This window comes from Gottfriedia sp. NPDC057991, from assembly GCF_042886615.1.
Classification (GTDB): Bacteria; Bacillota; Bacilli; order Bacillales; family Bacillaceae_G; genus Gottfriedia.
Window position 1 is genome coordinate 1 of record NZ_JBHVQN010000018.1, and the last position, 4,060, is coordinate 4,060.

A 4,060-nucleotide genomic window follows, 5' to 3' on the forward strand; every position below is an offset into this window, starting at 1 on the left:
CTCTCCATAAAAGTTAAGTTTAAATCTTGTATTGCTCAAAAAAACTAATAATTGACGTTTACTTCATGTTTTGTTTAGTTTTCAAAGTTCACTTTGTCGCTTTATCTCTTAGCGACTTATATAATAATAACATATACAAGTCTGTTTGGTCAACAACTTTTTTATATTATTTTTTTGCCTCATTTATTCGTTTAATGTGACAACGTTTAATAATATACCATTATTCTTTTATGATTGCAATAACTTTATAATAAAAAAAGATAATATTTTTCATTATAGCAAAAAAATAGTTAACTTTACTAAACTCTATTTACTATAATGAAAAACCACTACTCCGCTATTACAGGTAATTCAACTGCAAATAGTGAACCTTTACCGATCTCACTTTCTACATAAACAATTCCGTTGTGCATATCAACAATTTTCTTTACGATTGATAAACCTAATCCATTTCCACCAGTTGTTCTGTCTCTTGATTTATCTGCTTTATAAAATCTTTCAAATATATGCACTTGATCTTCTTCAGAAATACCTATTCCAGTATCTCGAATTTGTATAACCACCTTGTCATAATCTTGTATAGCAGATATAAATATATCACCATTGTTAGAAGTAAACTTTATACTGTTTGTAATTAAATTCATCCAAACCTGATTTAAAAGAGCCTCGTCTCCTATAAAGTCAATTTTACCAAGGGCAACATGCATGTTGATATTTTTTTCTAATATTTGAGGTTCGCAACTTAACAATGAGTACATAAGTTGGCTATTTAACGAAAAACTGTTCTTTTCTATTGGCTGGTTTTGTGATTCTAGTGAAGTTAGCTTTAGAAGATTATCGCTAAGCTTCGATAACCTTGTACTTTCGTACTCAATTATATTTAAATACTGCTTTCGCTCTTCTAACGGTAAATTTTCATTTTGTAATACTTTAGCAAAACCTTTAATAGATGTTAAGGGCGATTGAATTTCATGTGAAACGTTAGAAATAAACTCCTGTCGCATGTATTCCATTTGATCTAAATTTTTTGCCATATGGTTAAAGCTATCTATTATCTGGCCTATTTCACCACCAAATGCATTCCTGAATTTTTCAAGATCTACTGATACGTTAAACTCTCCCCTTGAAATACTTCGAATTGCCTGCATTATTTCTTTTACCATTTTCATTTGCTTTGGATGATGAAACATTCTACCAAATACAGCTCCCCCGAGCATTAATAATAGAAAGGTTAAAAAAGTATTTATGATTTGTTTCGTTAAATCTGATAAATTAGTGAGATACTGTTCATAAAAGTAATTAGTCGAATAGTGAACAATTACGCTTCCTATTGTTATTGCAGTCGTTAATAGTAATATAGCTCCGATAACGTCTCTAATCTTTTTTAATACCTTCATTTTAATAACTCCATTCGATACCCTAGTCCCCATACAGTAGAAATTTTAAAACCGAATTCTTTCTCGGGAAATCTTTCCCTCAATCGCTTTATATGAACATCAACAGTTCTTTCATCCCCTGCATAATCGAATCCCCAAATGTTTTCAATTAATTGTTCCCTAGAATAAGTTCTTCCTAAAGAGCTCGCTAAAGTAAATAAAAGCTCTAACTCTTTCAATGGCATATTGATTACTTGGTTTTCATTTAGAACTTTGAAATTACCGTGATCTATTGTTAAATTTCCTATTTGAACAATTTTAGATGAAGATATTTTTGATCTTCTTAACAAAGCTTTTACTCGAACAACCAATTCGACTGGTTCAAATGGTTTTACGATATAGTCGTCGGTCCCTAATTTAAACCCTCTAACTTTCTGTTCGGTTTCACCTTTTGCAGTTAACATAATTATAGGAAGATCAAATTCGTTACGTATTTCTCGACAAAGCTCGAATCCGTCCATTTTAGGCATCATTAAATCTATCATTAACATATCTATTTTGTTATCTTCAAAAACACTAATTGCTTCAATACCATTTGTGGCCTCAAAAACAGTAAAGCCCTCATCACGAAGTAAAACATTTAATAGTTTTCGAATATGTGGATCATCGTCTACGATTAAAATACTAGCCATAAAGACACCTTCCCTCAATTTAATTACACTGCACTATTTACCCTTAATTGCTGATCTGCAAATTCTCTGTACATTAAATGGTTACTATATAATTCATCATGTGTCCCAATACCAGTTATTTTCCCTTTATCTAAAAATACAATTTGATCCGCATCTATAACTGTGGAAAGACGATGAGCAATAATTAAAGTAGTTCTCCCTTTCATTAAATTGGAAAGTGCATTTTGTACAACTAATTCCGACCTACTATCAAGATTCGAAGTTGCCTCATCCAACATTAATAATTTAGGGTTTCTTAATAAAGCCCTCGCAATACCTATTCGTTGTCTTTGACCACCAGATAGTTTTATACCTCTTTCTCCGACCTCTGTATTAAAACCTTCAGGTAAGTCATTAACAAATTGATCTACATATGCCATACCCGATACATAAGCCAGTTCTTGATCAGATATCTCTCTTTTAATTCCATAGCAAATGTTATCTCTAATTGTACCGACAATTAGGGGACTTTCTTGTGCAACATAACCTATTTGTTTTCTCCAGCTCTCTAAATTGAAACTATTAATTGGATTATTTCCAATTGTTATTTCTCCATTTTTGGGAGGATAAAATCGTTCAATGAGTGAAAATAAAGTTGTCTTCCCACTGCCACTTGGCCCTACAATAGCCGATACTTTACCTGGTGGAATTACGAAATTAAGATTTGTTAACATCTCTTCTTCCTTATATGCAAAATGTAACTTATTAATATTAATCGGTAAATTCATATCAACTTCATCTTTTCCAGTTTGATAATCTTCTTCTTCTAGTTCTAATATACTTATCATTCTTTCAGTGGCACCTTTTGTTTTTTGAAGCTCAGTAAAGAACTGTGTAATTTGTGTTACTGGGAAAATAATTTGAAATAAATATAGTATATAAGCAACTAAAGCCCCTGCAGTTATTGCACCTGATGAGACCCTAACCCCGCCATATCCAATAATAACTACTAAAATAAGCATCAATACAAAGGAAACAATTGGTCCAGTGAAAGAATGTATTTTCCCTTCCTTAATACCGAAAGATAATAAATTATTAATTCCCTTGTTTCCATTTGTAATTTCAGTAGTTTCTGCATTCGAAACTTTTACTAACCTAATCTCCGAAAAAACTTGGCTTATTAATGAAGTGAATTTTGCTGTCTCATCTTGAGTTGCTTTTGATAATTTAGACATTTGTTTTCCGATAGGGAAAAATATTAGTGCAATAACAGGGATAATACTAAAAGTTATTAATGTCATTCTCCAATCTAATACTAGTAGTAATATAAAAGATCCAATAATTGAAATGATTCCTGTTAAAAAGTTTGTTATATGTTCTGTTATTAACCCTTTTAAAATTGCAGTATCATTCGTAACACGACTTACATTATCTCCAGTCTGAGTCTCATCGAAATAAGATATTGGAAGTACAATCATTTTCTTCCACAATCGGTGTCTTACATTGGCAACAACTGTATTCCCGACTCGACTAAGCAGATAGATAGAAGCTGCTGATGAAATAGCCTGTATTATTAGTACCGCAACAAAAACCGCTATTTGTCCTGTACTTAAGGATGCTAATGAAAAACCATCTACAAATTTCTTTGTTAGTAAAGGTAATAGTAACCCGAATAAAGTAGTGGCTACACTTAATAGTACGCCTATTGCAAACAACCATTTAGGTGGGTTTGCATTCTTTATTAAAGAGATAAAATTTCTCCAGTCCCTTTTTTTATTTGAATTAGTTTCTTCTTTCATATCTCTACTCCTTACACTTACTATTTTTTATCTACATTACCATTAAAATTTACAACTAAAATATGAATAAAGAATGAACTAAATTATTTTATTTCTCATAAATATTATCTTTTATAACGCAAAAAAAACATCAGCCTAATAGCTGATGTTTTTGGTTACCAGGCGACGTTCTACTCTCACAGGGGGAAACCCCCAACTACCATCGACGCAAAAG

3 protein-coding genes are annotated in these 4,060 nt (G+C 31.5%); all 3 read right to left on the reverse strand.

All coding sequences use genetic code 11. The features are described 5' to 3' along the window. Nucleotides 1-329: 329 nt before the first annotated feature. From ACFVR2_RS25060 to ACFVR2_RS25070, 3 genes are read right to left on the reverse strand one after another with little or no spacing between them, the layout of a single operon-like run. Complete coding sequence (locus tag ACFVR2_RS25060) at nucleotides 330-1,397, reverse strand: HAMP domain-containing sensor histidine kinase (protein ID WP_387368211.1); 1,068 nt, start codon at nucleotides 1,395-1,397, stop codon at nucleotides 330-332. After that, nucleotides 1,394-2,068, reverse strand: a complete 675-nt coding sequence (locus ACFVR2_RS25065; protein WP_387368214.1) for a response regulator — start codon at nucleotides 2,066-2,068, stop codon at nucleotides 1,394-1,396. Before ACFVR2_RS25065 ends, ACFVR2_RS25060 begins: the two co-directional genes overlap by 4 nt. Before the next feature lie 23 nt (nucleotides 2,069-2,091). Next, nucleotides 2,092-3,846 (reverse strand): ABC transporter ATP-binding protein, encoded by a 1,755-nt coding sequence (locus ACFVR2_RS25070; protein ID WP_387368217.1) that lies wholly within the window; start codon nucleotides 3,844-3,846, stop codon nucleotides 2,092-2,094. Nucleotides 3,847-4,060: the final 214 nt, after the last annotated feature.